The sequence below is a fragment of the Streptomyces sp. NPDC051109 genome (assembly GCF_044455885.1).
Taxonomy (GTDB): Bacteria; Actinomycetota; Actinomycetes; order Streptomycetales; family Streptomycetaceae; genus Streptomyces.
Genome location: NZ_JBITFF010000002.1, coordinates 204,761 through 223,352, shown reverse-complemented (window position 1 = coordinate 223,352; position 18,592 = coordinate 204,761). Strand labels below are relative to the sequence as shown.

General features: G+C 72.9%; 14 protein-coding genes and 1 pseudogene. 6 read left to right on the top strand and 9 right to left on the bottom strand.

The genetic code is table 11. The annotated features are described in order from the left end of the window. The first annotated feature begins 17 nt into the window (after positions 1-17). Positions 18-1,058, top strand: a complete 1,041-nt coding sequence (locus ACIBAD_RS03980; RefSeq protein WP_398904274.1) for an alpha/beta hydrolase — start codon at positions 18-20, stop codon at positions 1,056-1,058. A gap of 13 nt (positions 1,059-1,071) precedes the next feature. Here ACIBAD_RS03980 and ACIBAD_RS03975 read toward each other — a convergent pair whose 3' ends face one another. Together ACIBAD_RS03975 and ACIBAD_RS03970 are read right to left on the bottom strand one after the other, a co-directional pair. Further along, positions 1,072-2,508, bottom strand: coding sequence for a serine/threonine-protein kinase (locus ACIBAD_RS03975; RefSeq protein ID WP_398904272.1), 1,437 nt, complete (start codon positions 2,506-2,508; stop codon positions 1,072-1,074). Between the two features lie 270 nt (positions 2,509-2,778). After that, positions 2,779-3,864: a DUF5937 family protein gene (locus ACIBAD_RS03970; protein ID WP_398904270.1), complete on the bottom strand. Its 1,086-nt coding sequence runs from the start codon at positions 3,862-3,864 to the stop codon at positions 2,779-2,781. Positions 3,865-3,963: 99 nt separating this feature from the next. Here ACIBAD_RS03970 and ACIBAD_RS03965 point away from each other — a divergent pair, with 99 nt between their 5' ends. Then, positions 3,964-5,220 (top strand): MFS transporter, encoded by a 1,257-nt coding sequence (locus ACIBAD_RS03965; protein WP_398904268.1) that lies wholly within the window; start codon positions 3,964-3,966, stop codon positions 5,218-5,220. Here the strand turns inward: ACIBAD_RS03965 and ACIBAD_RS03960 are convergent. Next, positions 5,207-5,824: a TOPRIM nucleotidyl transferase/hydrolase domain-containing protein gene (locus ACIBAD_RS03960; RefSeq protein WP_398904266.1), complete on the bottom strand. Its 618-nt coding sequence runs from the start codon at positions 5,822-5,824 to the stop codon at positions 5,207-5,209. The genes ACIBAD_RS03965 and ACIBAD_RS03960 overlap by 14 nt on opposite strands. Before the next feature lie 341 nt (positions 5,825-6,165). Here ACIBAD_RS03960 and ACIBAD_RS03955 point away from each other — a divergent pair, with 341 nt between their 5' ends. Beyond that, on the top strand, positions 6,166-7,719 hold the full coding sequence (locus tag ACIBAD_RS03955) for an MFS transporter (protein ID WP_398904766.1): 1,554 nt from the start codon (positions 6,166-6,168) through the stop codon (positions 7,717-7,719). Positions 7,720-7,738: 19 nt separating this feature from the next. On the opposite strand, the gene ACIBAD_RS03950 is transcribed toward ACIBAD_RS03955, so the two are convergent. After that, on the bottom strand, positions 7,739-8,239 hold the full coding sequence (locus tag ACIBAD_RS03950; RefSeq protein WP_398904264.1) for a DUF998 domain-containing protein: 501 nt from the start codon (positions 8,237-8,239) through the stop codon (positions 7,739-7,741). 505 nt (positions 8,240-8,744) lie between these two features. Here ACIBAD_RS03950 and ACIBAD_RS03945 point away from each other — a divergent pair. Next, a complete protein-coding gene (locus tag ACIBAD_RS03945) occupies positions 8,745-9,359 on the top strand; it encodes a hypothetical protein (protein WP_398904262.1) in 615 nt (204 codons plus the stop codon). Between the two features lie 10 nt (positions 9,360-9,369). On the opposite strand, the gene ACIBAD_RS03940 is transcribed toward ACIBAD_RS03945, so the two are convergent. From ACIBAD_RS03940 to ACIBAD_RS03930, 3 genes are all read right to left on the bottom strand, one after another. Next, positions 9,370-10,413 carry a S66 peptidase family protein gene (locus ACIBAD_RS03940; protein WP_134068859.1) on the bottom strand — a complete coding sequence of 348 codons (1,044 nt, stop codon included), beginning with the start codon at positions 10,411-10,413 and terminating at the stop codon, positions 9,370-9,372. A gap of 68 nt (positions 10,414-10,481) precedes the next feature. Further along, a complete protein-coding gene (locus tag ACIBAD_RS03935) occupies positions 10,482-11,150 on the bottom strand; it encodes a response regulator (protein WP_398904259.1) in 669 nt (222 codons plus the stop codon). Beyond that, entirely contained in the window at positions 11,147-12,460 is a 1,314-nt protein-coding gene (locus ACIBAD_RS03930) for a sensor histidine kinase (RefSeq protein ID WP_398904257.1), read from the bottom strand. The genes ACIBAD_RS03935 and ACIBAD_RS03930 overlap by 4 nt, the downstream gene beginning before the upstream one ends. A 268-nt stretch (positions 12,461-12,728) precedes the next feature. Here ACIBAD_RS03930 and ACIBAD_RS03925 point away from each other — a divergent pair, with 268 nt between their 5' ends. Then, positions 12,729-14,957: an MMPL family transporter gene (locus ACIBAD_RS03925; RefSeq protein ID WP_398904255.1), complete on the top strand. Its 2,229-nt coding sequence runs from the start codon at positions 12,729-12,731 to the stop codon at positions 14,955-14,957. A 68-nt stretch (positions 14,958-15,025) separates the two neighbouring features. Here the strand turns inward: ACIBAD_RS03925 and ACIBAD_RS03920 are convergent, their stop codons facing one another. Further along, the gene (locus tag ACIBAD_RS03920; RefSeq protein WP_398904253.1) at positions 15,026-16,294 is read right to left on the bottom strand and encodes an MFS transporter; all 1,269 of its coding nucleotides are present in this window, start codon (positions 16,292-16,294) and stop codon (positions 15,026-15,028) included. 135 nt (positions 16,295-16,429) lie between these two features. Between ACIBAD_RS03920 and ACIBAD_RS03915 the strand changes: the two genes are divergently transcribed. Further along, the gene (locus ACIBAD_RS03915) at positions 16,430-17,368 is read left to right on the top strand and encodes a LysR family transcriptional regulator (RefSeq protein WP_398904251.1); all 939 of its coding nucleotides are present in this window, start codon (positions 16,430-16,432) and stop codon (positions 17,366-17,368) included. Here ACIBAD_RS03915 and ACIBAD_RS03910 read toward each other — a convergent pair. Continuing rightward, positions 17,342-18,575: pseudogene (locus tag ACIBAD_RS03910) on the bottom strand (erythromycin esterase family protein). The gene ACIBAD_RS03915 and the pseudogene ACIBAD_RS03910 sit on opposite strands and share 27 nt — an antisense overlap. Positions 18,576-18,592 lie beyond the last annotated feature (17 nt).

Genomic DNA, 18,592 nt, shown 5'->3' with positions numbered 1-18,592 from the left:
GCGTGCTGGTGGCATTGATGGCAGCCCTGGTGGCGACGGCCGTGCCGGCAGGTCCGGCGCAGGCCGCCGAACGGACCGCGCCGCCGCCGATGGCGGACGGCTTCGGCCTGACCCAGGTGGACACGCCGACCGGAGGTCCCGGCAACTTCCACCTCACCGTGACCACACCGGAGGTGACGGGCAAGCACCACATCAAAATCATCCTGCCGAGCGGCTACTACGACGACCCGGCCAGGCGCTATCCGGTGCTGTACTTCCTGCACGGTTCGCCCGACGACCCGATCCGGCAGGACTATCCGGCGCTGACCGCCTTGGACCAGATGATCACAGTCATACCGGACGGGGGCGCTCGGGGCTGGTACGCCAACTGGCTCGACCAGAAGACCCGGGCCGGTGCCCAGAACTGGGAGAACTTCCACCTCGAGCAGGTGATTCCGTTCATCGACGCGAACCTGCGGACCATCCCCACCAAGAAGGCCAGGGCCGTCGCAGGCGTCTCCATGGGCGGGTTCGGGGCCCTGCACTACGCCCAGGTCCGTCCCGACCTGTTCAGCCAGACCGCCTCCCTGTCGGGGGACATCGATCTGTCGGCCCGCTCCATGGACCTGCGGCTCGCGGTCGTCGCATCCCTCATCGACGCGCAGGGGGCGATCTGCGGTCCGTACTCCGGTGTCTGCGGCATCCCCGATTCCCCCTACAAGCCCGGCGTGGACAGCGACGCCCTGTTCGGCTCGCCCTACCCGGTGTTCAACGTCGACTGGCGGTGGAACGAGGTCGACCCGTCACAGCACATGGACAAGATCAAGGCCGGCGGAGTCGGGGTCTCCATCTACGTGGGCAACGGGGGCGGCTCGCCCACCAACCTGGAGTTCTGGCTCGAAAGCGCGTCCCAGCACGTCAAGGAAGGCATGGACGCCGTGGGCATGTCGTACCACTACGTCGACTACGGCGACGGCTCCGGCTGGGGCGACCAGTGCAACGGCGGCCACAACGCCGGCTGCTGGGAACAGGACCTCCGGGACCTGATCCCCAGGCTGGAGAGGTCCTTCGCCTCCTGATGCCCCGCCGGGATCAGCCGGTGCAGGTGATGGAGAAGGGCACCGGGTCGGATGTGGCGCGGATGGGGCTCTGGAGTTCAACGGCCATCCCGGTCCTCAGGGTGCCGGCCTTCGCGTAGGTCGTCAGGCGCACCGTGTCGCGTCCCGTGGGGGTGGCCTTGTCCCCGACCGACATGGTGCGCCAGTGCGGATCCACGACCGAGCCGTCGCCGGACACCCAGCGGAAGGAGATCAGGGTCGGCTCGGACGCGGTGAAGGTCGCGGTGAACGCCGGGGCCTGGTTGGCGGGGACCGGGCAGCGGCCGGTGTAGGCCGTGTTCGCGCCCGCCACCGACATGCGCACTCCCGAACCGGGCGCGCGGTCCTCGTCGTGGCCGGTGAGGGCGTAGGCCAGCCCTGCGGCGCCCAGTACGCAGGCGGCCGCGCCGGCCGCGACGAGGGCCGCCGTACGTCTCTTGCGGGGCGGGGCGGCGTGGACGCGCGCGGTGGCGGACGCCGGGGCGGGAACGGGCGCCTCCGCGGCGGCGGGTTCCGCGGCATTCCGCACGACGCGGGCGGCGGCCGTGGTGGCGTCCGGTTCCCGGGCGATGCCCCGCAGGGCTTCGGCGACCCGGGCGGCGGGGGTCCGCTCGGCGGGCTCCTTGCGGAGCAACCCGGCGATCACCGGGGCGAGCGGGCCGGCCCGGGTCGGCACCGGCGGCTCCCCGTCCACGACGGCCCGCAGCGTGCTCAGCGCGGTGTCCTGCCGGAACGGGGAGATTCCCTCCACGGCCGCGTACAGCGTCACGCCGAGCGACCACAGGTCCGACGCGGGGCCCGAGGGGCGGCCCAGCGCCCGCTCCGGCGGCAAGTACTCGGGGGAGCCGACCACTTCGCCGGCCATGGTCAGGGCGGTACTGCCCTCGACCATCGCGATGCCGAAGTCGCCGAGCACCACCCGCCCGTCCTCGGCGAGCAGCACGTTCGCCGGCTTCACGTCCCGGTGCTCCACCCCGACGGCATGGGCGGCACGCAGCGCGCTCAGCACCTCGGCGCCGATGTGCGCGGTGTACTGCGGGCTGAGCGGCCCCCCGGCGCGGAGCAGATCGGCCAACGAGGGTCCGCGGACCAGTTCCATCACGATCCAGGGCCGGCCGTCGTCCATGACCACGTCGTGGACCGTCACCACATTGCGGTCGGGTATCCGCGCCGCCGCCCACGCCTCCCGCTCCAACCGGCTGTACATCCGCGTGATGTCGCCGGCCTGCAGACCGGCCGGGGCCCGTACCTCCTTGACGGCGACCTCGCGGTCCAGTGTCTCGTCGCGGGCCCGCCACACGGTGCCCATCCCGCCCTCGCCGAGGCGGGACAGCAGCCGGTAGCGGCCCGCGATCAGCCGTTCGCCGCCCGGTGCACCCGGCGCGGCCGCGAGCGCGGCCTCTGTCACGGTCTCGGTTTCCTCGTTGTACATGGGGGCGGTTCTTCCTCTCAAAGCCGTCCGACGTGAGCATCACGTACCGGCCGGGTCCCGAGTTCACCCGGGCGCGAGAAAATCTTCGGACCCCGGCCCATCGCCAGACCCCGGCACGCTGCGGGTCACCATCACCGGCGGCGGCCGGGTGGGCCTCGCTTTCGTCCTGGCGCTGGACGAGAACCTCCTCCTCAGCCCCGCCTGCTCCGCCGGGAAGATCTCCGCGCTGCTGCGGACGTGGCCCTCCGCCCCCTGAGCGCCGACGCGCCCTCAGCGCAGTACGGCTGCCAGCAGGTCGGTGCCCAGCGCCGTCAGATCGGGCAGACTGAGGGTGTAGCGGACGTAACGGCCGTGTCGCCGGGCTGTGAGCAGGCCCGCGCCGCGCAGGACGGCGAGGTGGCGGGAGACCTCCGGGGGCGAAAGCTCCCAGGTGTGGGCCAGCTCCCCGTTGGTGTGCGGGCCGCGGGCCAGCGTACGCAGCAGCCGCAGCCGTACCGGATGTGCCAGCGCCTCCAGCCGCAGCGTGACCGTCTCCAGCGATACGGGCTCCGCCGGACCCGGCTCGGCCACGGGGTACTGCACCACCGGCTGCCACCCGGGCGCATGGACCACCACCAGGTGCGGGCTGCCGAAGACGCTGGGAATGAAGGTGACCCCGGTGCCGTGGGCGGCGGTCGCCTTGTCCTGCAACTTGTCCACGACGATGCACCGGCCGTCCGGTGCCAGGGTGACGGCGCCGGAGACCGAGGCGAGTGCCGCGGCGACGCCCTGGTGCTTCAACAGGTCGTTCTTCAGGCGCAGATCCGTGGCCAGCCGTACGGCGGCGTCCGTCCAGGCCTCATCGAAGAAGGCCCCGGCACACTGTTCGAGGGTGCGCCGCACCCGCGCCCGTACGGCGGCCGGGTCCGCCAGCAGCCGTTCGGCGAAGGCCTCTTGTCGCGCACCGCGCGCCTGGGCCAGGTCCAGGGCCCGCTCGCGCGCACGGGCATCGGTGAGCGGCGACGGCGCGGCGAGGCGGACCCGGTTGCCGCCGCACGTGGTGACGAGGGCGGCGGTCACATACGTTTCGTCGTCGATCCGGTCCACGTCGTCCAACTCCTCGGCGAGGGTCGGCCGGGGCCGGGCGGGGAGCAGGAAGTCGGCTTGTGAGGAACGCCAGAGGAACTCCGCCTCCCGCAAGCGCTCGGCCAGCTCCGGCTTCAGCCCGGCCCAGACGTCCGCGGCCCACCCGGCGAGCTGCTGGTGGTGCCCGGGCTCGGCGAGCACGTGCAGCATCGCGGTCAGCTCGGCCAGCGGGGAGGCGGCGAACCGCAGCCGCTCGGACGGCAGCCCGCCGATGTCGATCCTCAACGTCATCCCCTCAGCATCGCCGACCCGGGGGGCGCCGACGGCGTCGGTTGACGGTGTCCGTCAACCGACGCGGCCGGCCCGGCTGCCGAACGCACGGTTGGCGCCATGGCAAACCTCACCAAGATCCGGCCCCGCGCCCTCCTCCACGCCTCCGGCGGTCCCCGCTACGCCGTCGCCCTGGCCGTGGACGCGCTCGGCACCGGCATGCTGCGACCATTCCTGCTGCTCTACGGGGTGACGGTGCTGAGGCTGTCCGCACCGGTCACCGGCATCGCCATGACGGGCGGCGTGGTCGTGGGCCTGGTGTGCATGCCCGCGGTGGGCCGCTGGCTGGACCGTGGTGCCCGCAGCTCGGTCGTGGCGGCGTCGATGCTGGTACGGGTGCTGGGCGTGGCACTGCTGCTGGCCACCCCGGCGGGGCGGGCCTGGCCGTTCGCGGCGGCGGCGCTCTTCCTCGGCCTCGGGAACCAGGCCTGGCCGGCCGCCCACGCAGCCCTCGTGGTTACGGTCTCCCACGGCCGGCAACGCGACACCGCGCTCGCGGCGGCCCGCGCCCTGCGCAACGCCGGCCTCGGCGTGGGCGCGCTGCTCGCCACCGCGTGCCTGGCGGGCGGCGCCATGGCCCTTCAGGTGCTGGCAGCCGTCACCGGGCTCGCCTACCTCACGGCGGCGGCGCTGGCCTGGTCGGTCCGCCTCCGCGCGGATCCGTCCGCCCCCCGCGCCGGCGCCGCCGCCGGCGAACCCGCTCCCCGGATGCGCGCGCTGCTGGCCGCCAACGTGGTCTACGTCTTCTGCCTCAACGTCCCCGAGATCGCCCTGCCGCTGGTCCTGGTGACGCAGATGCACGCATCCCCGGTGTGGTCGGCAGTCGTCTTCGTGGCGAACACGGTGCTGGTGGTCACGCTGCAGGTTCCGGTCACCGTCCTGATGTCCCGCTTCTCCCGGCGGACCGTACTGGCCCTCGCCGGCGTGGTCCTCACCGCGTCCTACCTCGGCTTCCTCGCGGCGACCTCACTGGGACCCGGGTGGGGCGCCCCGGCCGTCGCCGCGGTGTCCGTGCTCTGCACGGTCGGCGAGATCATCTACGCGGGCAGCGCCACGGCGCTCGTCACCGCCCTCGCCCCGCCCCACGTCCTGGGGCGCACGCTCGCCCGCTTCGAGCTCTCCACGGGTTTCGGCCTCGCCGTCTCCCCGGCGGCCCTCACCGCCCTCGCCCCCTACGGTCCGGCCGCCCTGTGGGGCACCCTCGGCGCGGCCACCCTCCTCTCCGCCTCCGCCGTCGCCCCGGCGAAAGTCTCCCTGAGACCCGGCCGCGGGCGGCGGCAGCCGCCCGCCGAGTGGCCCCCGGTCAGAGGCTGGTGAGGAGGTCCGCCAGCGGGGCCGGTACCCGTGCGGGGTCGAGGGCCTCCACCAGCAGACGGCCGTAGCGGATCTTGCGGCCCTTCTTCGTGCCGAGGAAGCGCCGCAGCTGCTGCTGCCGGGGCCGACCGTCCTGTGCGGGCTGCCGCAGGAACGTCTGCCATGGACGCAGGTCGCCCTCGACCCGGATGATCTCCTCGACGGTCCCCGTGCCGAGCGCGCGGATGAGCTCGTCCTCCAGGTCCGCCGCGCACACGAAGAACTCCGCCCCGTTCGCCCCGGCCCGCTTCAAGCCGCGTTCGTAGTACGGCTCTTCCCTCTCGTCGCACAGTCCCGTCAGGCGCAGGCCGAGTCCCGGCGGCCCGAGAAGGCCGGCGTAGCGGCCGACGTTCATCGCGCCGCCCATCGACACGACGCACACCCCCTCGGCAGCCAGGTCCCGGCCACGCCGTGCCGCGAGCACCTCGACGGCCGCCAGATCACTCAGCCCTTCCAGCAGCACCGCGGTCCGCAGCCCCAGCCGTACTGCCAGGTCCCCCGCCGGTCCGCCGGGCCCACCCGCCGCCCAGCGACCGACCGCGTCCCGGAACGCCCACATGTCCACCATGGAGGGAGTCTGCACTCCCGGAGAGCGCCGCGGCTCGGAATTACGGACCGGGGCGCCCGAGAGGCCGGAGCGCCGGCCCGAGGCCCAGGTACAGGGCAGGCGCCCGGCCTCGGACGCCCCCCACCACGGTTGGACGTCTTCGGCGAGCGCCGACGTGACGGCGCGGTACCGGCGTGCGGAACGGATCTCCGGCGGGGAGTATGAGGACTGTGCAGGACAGACGGAGCGCTGCCGGGGAGTCCTACGGGGAGTCCCGCTACGGTGCTCCGATCGGTTCCGGTGGGCCGACCGGAAGCCCGCCGGGGGAGTCCGGCCGCCGGGGCGGGGCGCCGAAGCAGGCCATGGCCCTCGCGGCCATGCTCTTCGCGGTGGCGATGGTCTTCGTCGACCAGACGATCGTCAGCATCGCCGCCCCCAGCATCGTCGAGGAACTCGGCCTCTCCTCCTCCGGCTTGCAACGCATGGTCAACGCGTACCTGCTCGCGCTCGCCGCGTTCTTCGCGCTCGGCGGCCGCCTCGCCGACGTCCTCGGGCACCGCCGGATGGTCGTGGCGGGCACCCTCGTGTTCGTCGTCTCCTCCGTGCTGTGCGGCTCGGTGCCGTCCGGCGGCTTCGCCCAGAGCTGGCTCGTCATCTTCCGGGCCACCCAGGGCGTGGGCGCGGCACTGGTGTTCCCCGCCGCCATCGCCGTGGTCGTCGGCGTCGTCCCCGTGGGCAGACGGGGCCGGGTGCTGGCCCTGTTCTTCGCACTCGCCGGCGCGCTCACCGCCATCGGACCGCTGCTCGGCGGCTGGCTGACCTCCTGGACCTGGCGGGCCGTCTTCTGGATCAACGTCCCCGTGGCCCTCGTCGCGCTCGTCCTGACCGCCCGGGCCCACATCCCCGACGCCCGGCGGCGCGAGCGCCTCGACGTGCCGGGTGCCGTACTCGTCGCCACCGGCATGGCGCTGAACGTCTTCGGGATCCAGCAGGCGGCGACCTGGGGCTGGAGCAGCCTCGCCACCTGGGCGTGCGTCATCGGCGGGCTCCTCGTCCTCGTGTTCTTCTGCTGGTACGAACTGCGCACCGACGAGCCGCTCATCAAGCTGCGCGTCTTCCGCGACCGGGCGTTCACGGCCGACGCCCTGGTGCTCTTCTTCTCGGTGCTGGCGTTCATCCCCGTGCTGTTCTTCGCGTCGGTGTACGCGCAGATCTCGCTCAGCTCGTCGCCCCACCAGGCCGCGCTCTACGTGCTGTACTTCTTCGTCGGCTACGGCCTCTCGGCCCAGTGGGGCGGCAGGATCCTCGACAAACACGGCGCCCGGCCCACGATGCAGCTCGGCACGGCGCTCGCCTGCACGGGATTCGCCCTGTGGGCGTGGAAACTGACGGACCTGTCTCCGCACGACCAGTGGCCCTACGCCTGCCTCGCCGGAGTCGGCATGGGCCTCGTGCTCTCCCCGGCCTCCACCGACGCCGTCAACCGGGCGATCGACGCCTCGTACGGCGAGGTCACCGGTATCACCCAGACCGTGCGCAACTACGCGGGAGCCGTCGGTATGGCGGTGTTCGGCACGCTCCTCACCCATGCCGACACCAGCCGGATCGCGCAGACGCTGGCCGCGAAGGGCGTGCCGGAGGAGGAGGTCCGGGGTGCGGCCCACGACATCGCGGAAGCGGTCATCGGCCACCCGGACGACCGCACGCCCACCGACGGCGGACCGACCGCCACGCTGATGCGGAGCTCCTTCCAGGCGATCCACCTGGACTTCGCCGAGGCCAACCAGTGGGTGTTCTACGGGATGGCCATCGCGCTGGGGCTGGCATGTCTGTGCACCTTCCTGCACCCGGGTACGCGAGTGACGGGCGAGGTCACGGAGACGGAACGGACCACACAGGAGCGGATGCCCCCCTGAACCCCGTGCGCTCGCGGCGTCAACGCCCGCCGCGGTACGCACGCCGCGTGGAGAAGGCGATGTACGCCCCGAAGCAGATGACCCACACCACGCTGGGCCACGCGGCGATCCGCTCGAACAAGCCCTGGACGTACGGGTCCGGTCTGAGCGCGGTGAGCGTGGCCGAGGCGATGGACGTGACTCCGCACAGGATGCCCGTCGTCCCCCAGTACGGCCGGTGCGCCTGCCTCAGCATGCCTCCCAGCAGCAGTACGCCCACCGCCCCGCAGAAGAAGCACGTTCCGGCGGACAGCAGGTGTACGGCCGGGCGGAGGTTGTAGGGATTGAAGCCGGTCGACACGAGTCCCACTCCGCTGACGGCCAGAACGCCGAACGCCAGGCTCCTGAGGCGGTCCGCCGGGAGGACCACCGCCGCGTTGAGCAGCGCGCCCAGGATGAGGCATACCCCTCCGACGATCCAGGCGATGTCGGCGGCTTCGTGCCAGGGGGAGCAGAACCGGAACCCCCGACACGGCCGCACCGGGTGTCGCCGAGCGCGGAGATGATGTGCTCCACCAGGTTCCGACTCGAAGCACGGGGCAGGACGATGGCGTTGTTCACCACGAAGATCTGGACCAACGAGGCCCAGAGGAGGCCCCCGGCGGCGAGACTCCTCGAAGCCGTGAAGGTGAGTTCGCGCATGCCGCCACTTGCTGTCGGGCGAGTCGTTGACCGTTGAAGCCGATCCAGTATGTCCCGCCGCGGGCTGCCGCAGGCTGATCCCTGCCCGGCGAGTCCCGCCATGTCGCCGCCGGACCCGCCCGCCACTTCGTAGGACAGGCGCTTCGCGGTGGCGGCGAATAGAGTGGAGGTGTACGTCCTGCGCTCACCCCGGGCTGTGTGGGCCGCCCGTTTTGCCGGGCGGGACCAGCCCACAGGGTTCCGGCGTGTCGTCGGCGCCCCCGGGCGGGCGACACGGATTCCGCACGTGGGCCGCGCGCCCGGTGTACCGCCCGGTGCCGGACCACCCGTCCGGGAGGCTGACCATGACCCGCCATTTCCGGCGGCGGGCGCTCGCCCCGCTCGTACTGCTGTCCACACCCGCGCTGGTGTTGCTGGCGGTCGTTCCCGCAGCAGCCCAGCGGCCGGCGCAGGCCGCCGCGGCGCTGCCGTCGATCTGCCACGGCCTGACACAGGGCCAGGACCCGTACCACCGGGGGTGCCGGGAGGGCTATCTCCAGGGTTCCAGCTCCGGCAACCGTGACGGCAAGCCGCCCCTCTGCCGCAAGACCCTTCCGCCGCTGGTCCCGCCCAACCCCTCCCCCTTCGTACAGGGGAAGGCCGAGGGCTACACGTACGGCTACAACCAGGCGTACGCCAAGTCCGCGGCCGCCAACAAGGCTGCGTGCGATGCGATGAACAAGCCGCAGCCGCCCAAGCCGCAGCAGCAGACCCAGGAGAGCATGGCGGCCGCCGGGCAGGCCGCAGGCGAGACCTGGGGGCGCGACGAGGGCAAGGCATGCGTGACCGCACGCACCCACGCCCGCCTGATCCCGCAGAAACAGCCCGACCCGCTGATCCTCGCCTTCCAGAACGGCTACGCGGTCGGCTACGACACCGCGTACGACGAGGCGTTCCGCCAGAACTGCCTCAACAAGTAGCGCCTCAGGCTCAGTAGGTGACGGTGATCCGGCGCGACCGGCCGTCCACCCGGATGCGGCCTCCGACGGGGATCACGAGTTGTGGATCGGTGTGGCCGAGGTCGACGTCGAACACCGCCATGGTGTCGGGGGCGTACCGCCGGAGGGCTCGGAGCACGGCCTCGCGCTGTTGCCGGCGGTAGCGGGCCCTCTCCGGGGGGCCGAGCGGATTCTCGAACGACCAGGCCTTGGCCCGGCCCATCAGGAGGGCGGGGAACTGCTGGAGCAGGCCGCGTTCGCCCATGTTCCGCAGGATCCGGTAGACCTCTTCGGCGTTCGGCATTTCTTCGGAGGTCTCCAGGAAGAGCACGTCGCCGGTGTAGGCGTCGGCCGGCAGTACGGCGCGGTCGGCCATCAGCAGCCAGGAGATGATCTCCAGGTTGCCGCCCCAGCCGATGCCTTCCACCACGTGGTCACCGTTGTGCCAGATCCACCCGCCGGCGGGCTCCATCTCGGGTTCGGACTCGAACGTACGCGGGTCCTCCCAAGGCCGGTTGACGTCCCCGAAGGCGACGGCCGGGGTGAGTTCGTACGCTCCTGAGGTGAACAGCGCCGCTCTGAGGGAATCCGCGGTCAGCGGGTGGAGGGCGCCGGGGCGGCCGAGCTCGACCATCACCGAGCCGCCGTGGTATCCGACGATGCCGGCGTTCCGCAGGAACAGCAGCAGGTTGGTGTTGTCGCTGTAGCCGAAGAACGGCTTGGGATTGGCTCGGAGCAGGCTGCGGTCGAGATGGGGCAGGACGGTGATCTGGTCGTCGCCGCCGATGCTGGCGAACACGGCTTTGACGTCGGGATCCGCGAAGGCCGCGTGGATGTCCGCGGCCCGCGCCTCGGGCGAAGCGCCCATCGTGCGTGTCGTCGGGTACTCCACCGTCTTCAGCCCGAAGTCGTCCCGGAGCCTGCGCAGCCCCAACTCGTAGGGCAGGGGGAGGAGACCGGGCAGGCCGGACGAGGGGGACAGCACCGCGACCAGGTCGCCGGGGCGGGGCTTCGCGGGGTGGACAGGATCCGTCATCGGAAGATCATAGGAGTCGGCGCGCCGGCGTGCTGGTCTGCATGGCCGGGCTTGCGGGCGGTTGGGGCTCAGCCGCTGCCGTGTCCGGCCGCCACCAGGCCCGATTCGTACGCCGCGATGACCGCCTGGGCCCGGTCGCGGACGCCCAGTTTCGTGAAGATGCCGGTGATGTGGTTCTTGACCGTGGAGACGCTGATCTCCAGGTCTCCGGCGATCTCCGCGTTGTCGAACCCGGTCGCCAGCAGCTGCCAGATCTCCAGCTCGCGCGGCGTGAGGCCGGCCGGGGCCGTCGCCGCCGGGCGCGGCCGGGCGGGGGAGGCCCGTACGTAGGTGGAGATCAGCCGGGTGAGCAGCCGGGGTGCGACGGCGGCCTCTCCGGTGTGGACGGTGTGGACCGCTGCGATGAGCTCCTCCGGGGAGACGTCCTTGGGGAGGAACCCGTACGCGCCGGCGCGCAGTGCGGCGACCACGTATTCGTCCATGTCGAAGGTGCTGAGGGCCAGGACGCGGGATTGCGGCAGCGTCCGGGCCAGCTCCTCGGTGGCCTGGACCCCGTCGAGGACCGGCATCCGGATGTCCATGACGACCACGTCGGGCCGCAGTTCGCGGGCCAGGTCGACGGCCCGGGCGCCGTCCTCGGCCTCGCCCACCACCTCGAACGCCGGGTCGGGCGCAAGGATCAGCGCCAGGCCCCGCCGTACCAGCGGCTGGTCGTCGGCTATGAGCACACGGATCATCCGCGTCGGTCCTCTCGCTGTCCCACCGGGTCGCCCGCCGGGAGCCTGGCCGCCACCCTGAATCCGCCGCCCTCGCACGGGCCGGCCTCCAGGGTGCCGCCTTGCAGCGCGACGCGTTCCCGCATTCCGATCAGACCGTACCCGCTGCTGCGACTGCCGCCGCTGCCGGCGCCGGGCCGCGAGGCCCCCGGCCGGGCGGTCCCCGACCGGGCGACGCCCGGGCCGTCGTCCCGTACCTCCACCTCGACGCCGTCCGGGCCGTAGGCCAGCCGTACGTGGGCCTGCGCGCCGACGGCGTGCTTGCGGGCGTTGGTCAGCGCCTCCTGGACGATGCGGAACACCGTCAGACCGACGGTCGGCGGCAGCGGGCGGGCCGTCCCCCGTACGGTGAACTCGGTGGGCGTACCCGCCAGCCGGGACTCGGTGATGATCCGACCGAGATCCCCCGTCCCGGGCTGCGGCTCCGGCGGGACCTGCTCCGGTTCCTCCCCGGCCCGCAGGACGTCGAGGAGCTGCCGCATCTCCCGCAGCGCCATCCGCCCGGAGTCCTCCAGCGTGACCAGCGCCTCGCGGGCGGTGCCCGGGTCGTGCGCCAGGTTGGCCCGGGCGCCGCCGGCCATCAGCTGCATGGTGGTGATGTGGTGCGCGACGATGTCGTGCAACTCCCGTGCGATCCGACGGCGTTCCTCGGCCACCGCCCGGTCGGCCAGCAGGACGCGCTTGGCCTCCGCCTCCTGCTGCCAGCGCCGCACCACCAGTCCGGTGCCGACGACGAGCACCACCGCGACCGTGTTGCCGAGCAGGCCGGTCAGGACGGACGAGTCACCGTAGCCCCCGCTGATCATCGTGACCGGGACGGTCGCCACGGCGGCCGCCACCGTGACCGCCGTGCTGCGCAGGCGGGTCACGGTGTACAGCGCGACCATGTAGGCGGCGGAGAAGTGCGGACCCTGCGGCGTGGTGACGTTCAGCGCCGCGCCGAGGGCGAGGACGGCGCAGAGCACGGTCACCGGCCAGGCCCGGCGGGCCAGCAGGCAGGGCGCGGCCACGACCACGAGGACCAGAGCCTGCACGGTGAGGGGCCGGCCGTCGTCCGCGGCGCCGAGCGAATAGCCGATCAGGTCGTTCACGGCCGCCCCGATGGCGACGAGCGCGTCATTGCGGGTCCAGTCGAAGACCGGCCCGCGCGCCTCGCCCCGGCCGCTCCCGCCGAAGTCGCCCGCGGTCCCTGTCCCGGCCCTGCCGCCGACGCCGACCCCGGCCCCGCCCCCGTCCGTCTCCTCGGCCCGGTCCTGACTGCGTATCGGCATGCTTGCCGGTCCCCCCTCTGTCACCGGCCCGCCGGATCCGGACCGGTGCGCCGCGGTTCGCGTACGGGATCCATTCTCGCAGCGGCGCGAGAGGCGGCCCTGGGCCCGCAGGCGGAGGACGGACCAGGACTCCGGTCCTGGTCCCGACAGCGCGCCGGACCCCGGGCCCGAGTACGGGTCCTCCCAGGTCACGACGTTTCCCGGCGCGGGCGCTGATGAGCTGGACGACGTCCGGGAAACCCCGGTCGATCGAGTTACGGAGGCCCCTGTGATCCGCGCCCTGACCGGCTTCGCGACCCGAAGTCCCTGGAAGGTCATCGCTCTCTGGGCGGTGCTGGGCATCGCCATGGCCGTCCTCGGCCAGGCATTCGTCTTCCGCGCCACCCAGCCCAGTGCCGGCGCGTTCCTGCCCGCCACCTACGATTCGGCGGCCGCGCTGAAGGTCGCCGAGGAGCACTTCGGCGTCAAACCCGACGCCAATCCGCTCACCGTGCTGGTCGCGCGGGAGGACGGGGCGAAGCTGTCCGAGTCCGACGAGCGCCTGATCGACGCCCAGGCCGCGAAGCTCGCCCGGCGCGAGGTGGCGATGCCCAAGACGAAGGAAACGCCGCCGTTCACGCAGGACCGTTCGCAGGTCCCCCATGTCAGCCCGGCGATGACGGCGCCCGACCGGACCTTCCGGCTGCTGTCGGTCGAACTGACCGGCAATCCCCTGGACCCCGGGATGCAGGACCTCTACCGGGCCTTCCGGGACCACGCCCGGGCCGAGTTCGCCGAGGCCGGCCTGCGGACCGGGTTCACGTCCGGGCTCGCGGACAGCGTGGACACCGCCGACGCCGAGAAGTCCCGTTCGAAGATCGTCGGCATCGCCATGCTCGCGGTGATCGTTCTGCTGCACGTGCTGGTGTTCCGCAGCGTCCTCGCGGCGCTGCTGCCGCTGCTCGTGGTGTCGGTGATCGGCGGTGCGGCCGCCGGCGTGGTGGTCGCGGCCTCCCTGCTCACGGGCGTCCGACTCGATGCCTCCACCCCGCAGTTGATCAACGTGGTGCTGATCGGGATCGGCATCGACTACTTCCTCTTCCTGCTGTTCCGCTTCCGCGAGCAGCTGCGCAACCGGCCCGAGCAGACCGGGCGCGCCGCGGCCGCCGAGGTCGCCGGCCGGGTGGGCACGGCAGTCACCTCAGCGGCGCTGACGATCGTCGCCGCGTTCTCCACCCTCGCGGTCGCCTCCTTCGGCCAGTTCCGGGTGCTCGGCCCGGCGATCGCCGTGTCCGTACTGGTGATGCTGCTGGGCAGTCTCACCCTGATGCCGGCGCTGCTGGCCGTCACCGGTCGGAAGATGTTCTGGCCCTCGCGCGACCTGCGCCGCGAGCCCCCGGAGGGGATGGCCGGGCGGATGGGCCGCCGGGTTGCATCGCGTCCGGCGACCATGGTGCTCGCCACACTGGCACTGCTCGGCGCGCTGGCTGCGGGCCTGGCGGGGATGCACACGGACTACGGGCAGGGCGGCTCGGGGGCCACGAGTACGGCGGCGGCGCGCACAGCGGCCGAGATCTCGCACGCCCTGCCCGCCGGGGTGTCGGACCCGACGACCGTGTTCGTCACGGCCACCGGCGTCGGCGGGCTCGACCCCCAGGCGCTGGGCGGACTGTCCAAGGCGCTCGCAGCGGTCGACGGCGTCGGCCAGGTCGCCCCGGCCGTGCCCAGCGAGGACGGCAGGGCGGCGCGGATCGACCTGTTCCTGACCGCCGATCCGCAGGGGCAGCAGGCACGCGACCTGGTGTCCGGACCGGTCCGGGACGCGGTGGCCGCACACCGGCCCGACGGTACGGAGGCGCACGTGGGCGGCACGGCCGCGATCTTCGCCGACATCTCGTCCGCCGTCTCCGGCGACCTGCGGGTGGTCTTCCCGGTGGCAGCGGGCCTGATCTCGCTGATCCTGATCCTGCTCCTGCGCAGTCTGCTCGCCCCGCTGATCCTGATGATCTCCGTCGGCCTGGGCTTCGCGGGCACCCTCGGCGCCGCGGCGCTCGTTTCCCAGAACCTCCTGGACCGGCCGGGGGTGAACTTCATGCTGCCACTGGTGCTGTTCCTGTTCGTCGTCGCGCTGGGCACCGACTACAACATCCTCATCAGCGACCGGATACGGGAGGAGATGGAGAAGCCCGGTCCGGCCCGGGCGGCCGTCGCCCGGGCGGTACGGCACACCGCTCCGGCGATCGCGACGGCGGGCCTGGTCCTGGCCGCCTCGTTCGGGAGCCTGGCCGTCAACCCGAATCCGGGAACCCAGGAGATCGGCTTCGCGACGGCGCTCGGGATCATGCTGTCGGCGTTCGTCCTGTCGATCGTGCTGGTTCCGGCGCTGGCCGCGCTGCTGGGCCGGTCGATCTGGTGGCCGGTACAGCCGCGGCGCACCGACCACCCCGCCCGGCATGACGGCGGGCAGGGACGGACCGGGCACGCCGGTGACAAGGAGCGGCCCGTCCCGGTGGGCTGACCGGGGGACCACGCGGTCCGACAGGCCGTCGCCGCCCGATCGCGGCGGCGGCCGCCGTGGTCCGTCCGTCAGGTGCGGCTCGGCGCCGGGTCCGACTCCGGCTCCGGCTCCGGCTCGGTCTCGGGGCATCGCGCTTCCGCGCGGCGGGGGAGCAGCAGCGGGGTCGCCAGCAGGAGTACGCCGGCCAGGCCGATGGCCGTGCGCGGGCCGAGCAGGCCGCCGAGCACACCCCAGACGGCGGTCAGGAGCGCGGTCGAGGCCTTGGCCGTCACCGCCCAGGCGGACAGCGTACGGGCGACGCGGTCGGTCGCGGTGAGCCGGAGGCGGCAGGTGGCGTGGACGGGGTTGAAGACCCCGCAACAGAAGATGAGCCCGAGCTCCACGCCCATGACCAGCATCAGTCCTGCGACACCCGGCCCCACGAAGGCCAGGCCGACGGGCCAGAGCGCGCGCAGTGCCCCGGCCGCGACCAGGACCTGGCGCTGTCCGAACCGGGTCACGAGGGGCCGGGCCAGCCGCGAACCGATCAGCCCGCCGATCGAGGGCGCGGCGAAGGCGAGGCCGTACTCCCACGGCGCGAACCCGAGCCGGCCGAGCATCAGCACGGCCAGCAGCGGCTGGACGGCCATCACGAGGCCGTTGAACGAAGCGGTGTTGAAGAACAGCCGACGCAGGACCTCGTCGGCGAGGATGTACCGCCAGCCGTCGAGCAGGTCCCCGGCCCGCATGCGCGCGCCCTCCCGGTGCTCGGGCCGCGGCTCGTCCCCGCCCATGGCGCGGATGCCCAGGGCCGAGAGCAGGTAGCTGACCGCGTCGGCCGCCACCGTCACCACCGGACCGAGGAGTCCGATCGCCGCGCCGCCCAGCGGCGGTCCGATGATCGTCGTCGTCCAGGCCGTGGACTCGAACCGGGCTTGCGCGACGAGCAGGTCCTCGGCCGGCAGCAGCGTCTTCACGTACGCGCCCGAGGCGGTGCGGAAGGTGATGTCGGCCGCCGCGACGACGACCGAGACCAGCAGGAGCTGAAGGAAGGTGAGCACGCCGAGCGCGAACGCGGCGGGGACCGTCAGCAGCGCGGCGAACCGTACGAGGTCCATGGCGATCAGCACCGGCCGCTTGCGGCGGAACTCCACCCACGGGCCGAGCGGCACCGCCGCGGCGGCGCCCACCGCCGCCCCCGCGCAGGAGAGCGCGGCGACCTCGGCCGGTCCCGCGTGCAGCACCTGGACGGCGATCAGCGGGAAGGAGCCGAAGGCCAGCCACGTGCCGAGCGCGCTGGTCCCGTACGCCCCCCAGAGCCACCCGAACCGCCGCCCCAGCCGGTGCCCGCTCCTCACGCCCCACCGCCCCTCACCAAGCCACCCGCACAACCGATCCGTGTCCGGGACCATCAAAGCGAGCACGACGACTGGGAATCAAACAACCGGGGGACCATCGGCCACAACCAATGGTTGTAGCCGTAGGGTGTCGGTATGGACCTCGACTCCGTCCGGACCTTCGTCGCCGTCGCCGACACGGGCCGGTTCCAGGAGGCCGCCGCCGAGCTGGCGGTCACCCAGCAGGCCGCCTCCAAGCGCATCGCCGCGCTGGAGCGCAGCCTCGGAGTACGGCTGTTCACCCGTACTCCGCGCGGCGCCGAGCTCACCATCGACGGGCAGGCCTTCCTGTCCCACGCACGCGAGCTGCTGCGCGTCGCCGAGCGCGCGGTCGCGTCCGTGCACACCGCCCGCCGGCCGCTGCGCGTCGACATCATCGCCTCGCGCGGCGCCGCGTCGGGCCTGATGCGCGGCTTCCACCGCGCGCACCCCGGCATCGACCTCGACGTGCTCATGCTGTTCCAGATCGAGACGGCCCTGGCCGCCATCCGCTCCGGCGAGATCGATGCGTCCTTCCGCGCCGTCGCCGCGCCCGGCCGGCCCCTCCCCGAGGACATCGAGTCCGTCCGGGTCCTCGACGAGCCGCTCCAGCTCCTCACCGGCCCCGCCCACGCGCTGGCGGGCGCCCGGTCGGTGCCCCTCGCCCAGCTCGCCGGGCACCGGATCTGGATGCCCGGCATCGTCCCCGGGACCGAGTGGGCCGCGTACTACGAGGACCTCGTCGCCGAGTTCGGCCTCACCATCGAGGCGACCGGCCCCAACTTCGGCTCCGACGCGCTCCTCGACACCATCGCCGACACCCCGGCCCTGGCCACCTTCATGGGCGGACACACCCGCCTGGTCTGGCCCGCCGGCCACGGCCTGCGCCGCATCCCGGTGACCGACCCGACACCCGTCTACCCGCACTCGCTCCTCTGGCACCGCGACAACCCCCACCCGGCCCTGGCCACGCTCCGCGCCCACCTCGCCGCCACACCCCCGGGGGACCCGGGGGCCTGCGCAACCTGGTCACCGGGCTGGGCGGGACGGGACTGACACGGCCTGGCGTTCCGGGAGGTCCTTGACGAACACGATGCCGTCGCTGTCCGCCAAGTGGGCAGGGTCGAACGGGGCGTAGCCGAACCAGGGGGATACCCGGCGAACGGTCCGCGTGTCACCGAGGGCTGTGGCCAGCCGCGTGGTGTCGACGACGCAGCTGTCGTGGGGGAGCCCGTACAGGATCCCTTCGACGGTGTCCGGCGGCGGCACGTCCACTCCCCGGTGCCGGATCGTGCCGACGGCCGTGGCCACGAAGGCGTACTCCCCGCCGAGCCGGGCGCTCACCAGAGCACCGGCGCTCCACCACTCCACCCGCCCCTGCCACATCTGCATCGAGCTCTTCTCCCTTTGGAGATGGGAGTTCTGGGCGTGGACGAGCGCCGGGCCCCTGGCGGCGACGGCGAGCAGGTTGTGGGCCATCATCAGATCCCGCAGCGCGCACAGCCGCGCCATGCGCGCCGGCGAGCCGTCGGCCATCCAGCGGTGGTAGCGCAGCAGGCCGGTCGCGGTGCGCGCGTACAGGTGCGCCCGGTCCCACTCCTCCCGCGAGGAGGCGGCGAGCAGGTGCGGGGTCTGCGCATCGAGGAGCGCCACCAGATCGTCGGCGAGCAGCCGCAGCCGACCCGCGTCGGCCGACTGGCCCGCGGACCGGGCCGGCTCCATCATCGCGGCGGGATCGGTCCACCGGTCGTCGGAGCCGAGCAAGCGGTCGAGCGTTTCCGCGGTGCAGGGGAGCAGGTCCGCGTCCACCCGGGTCGAGAGGTAGCCGTGGAGCGCGGTGAGGGCCTGCCGCGGGCTCGCGGCCGCCGTGATCTCCAGCGGACCGTCGAGGCCGGCGAAGCGGACCCGCTCGGACTCCGGCCGGCCGTCGTTGTGGGCGCGCATCCAGCGCACGAGCTCGCGGTTGGCCGCGGAGGAGCCCCAACCGTGGCTGAATCCGCGCGCCATGGCCTCGTCGAGGGTCCCCTTCCCCGAGGTGACGTAGTCGTCCACGAAGGCCCGCCATGCAGTCGCTCTCGATCGCGATGGTCCGGTAGCCCTCCTGCTCGACGAGCTGCCGGAAGAGCTCGTTGCGCAGGTCGAGCAGAGAGTCCTCGCCGTGGGTCGGCTCGCCCAGGGCGAGCAGCCGGGGCCGGGCCGGGAGCAGCCCCATGACGGCTGAGGCCTCTACGGCATGGGCGCTTTCCTTGATGTGAGTTGCCATGCCTTCAACGGTATCTT